This is a genomic window from Rhodococcus sp. FW305-130 (assembly GCF_058788335.1).
This window is the reverse complement of the sequence record NZ_JBYTAP010000022.1, coordinates 1899-3230: the sequence shown is the minus strand read 5'-3', so window position 1 is coordinate 3230 and position 1332 is coordinate 1899. Positions and strand designations below refer to the sequence as shown.

Annotated in this window: 1 rRNA gene (cut by a window edge); it reads right to left on the bottom strand. The window is 54.5% G+C overall.

Annotated elements, in window-relative coordinates:
• Window positions 1–1287 (bottom strand): 23S ribosomal RNA (locus AC3WQS_RS31280) (it extends 1928 nt beyond the left edge of the window).
• Window positions 1288–1332 lie beyond the last annotated feature (45 nt).

Below are 1332 nucleotides of genomic sequence, written 5' to 3'. Positions count from 1 at the left end.
CTGGGGGCTATTGCGTGAATGCCGCAGCTTCGGTGGTGTACTTGAGCCCCGCTACATTGTCGGCGCAGGATCACTTGACCAGTGAGCTATTACGCACTCTTTCAAGGGTGGCTGCTTCTAAGCCAACCTCCTGGTTGTCTTCGCGACCCCACATCCTTTTCCACTTAGTACACGCTTAGGGACCTTAGCTGGCGATCTGGGCTGTTTCCCTCTCGACTACGAACCTTATCGCCCGCAGTCTCACTGCCGCGCTCTCACTCACCGGCATTCGGAGTTTGGCTGATTTCGGTAAGCTTGTGGGCCCCCTAGACCATCCAGTAGCTCTACCTCCGGTGAGAAACACGCGACGCTGCACCTAAATGCATTTCGGGGAGAACCAGCTATCACGGAGTTTGATTGGCCTTTCACCCCTACCCACAACTCATCCCCTCAGTTTTCAACCTAAGTGGGTTCGGTCCTCCACGACGTCTTACCGTCGCTTCAACCTGGCCATGGGTAGATCACTCCGCTTCGGGTCTAGAGCATGCCACTACGATCGCCCTATTCGGACTCGCTTTCGCTACGGCTACCCCACACGGGTTAACCTCGCGACATGCCACTAACTCGCAGGCTCATTCTTCAAAAGGCACGCCATCACCCCCAACAGTAAACTGTTCGAAGGCTCTGACGGATTGTAAGCGCACGGTTTCAGGTACTATTTCACTCCCCTCCCGGGGTACTTTTCACCTTTCCCTCACGGTACTAGTCCGCTATCGGTCACCAGGGAGTATTCAGGCTTATCGGGTGGTCCCGACAGATTCACACCAGATTTCACGGGCCCGGTGCTACTTGGGTTTCCATTACAACAGTCACAAAGTTTTCGTGTACGGGATTCTCACCCTCTACGACAGGCCGTTCCAGACCACTTCCACTAACCCTGTGATTTCTTACTGTTGGCCTGCTCGGCAGAACAGACAAAATGAACCCCACAACCCCACGAATGCAACACCTGCCGGCTATCACACACCCATGGTTTAGCCTCTTCCGCTTTCGCTCGCCACTACTCACGGAATCACGGTTGTTTTCTCTTCCTGTGGGTACTGAGATGTTTCACTTCCCCACGTTCCCTCCACACGCCCTATATATTCAGGCGCGGGTAACACGACATCACTCGTGCTGGGTTTCCCCATTCGGACATCCTCGGATCACAGCTCGGTTGACAGCTCCCCGAGGCTTATCGCAGCCTCCTACGTCCTTCATCGGCTCCTGGTGCCAAGGCATCCACCGTACGCTCTTCATTACTTACAACAAAGATGCTCGCGTCCACTGTGCAGTTCTCAAACAACACACAAC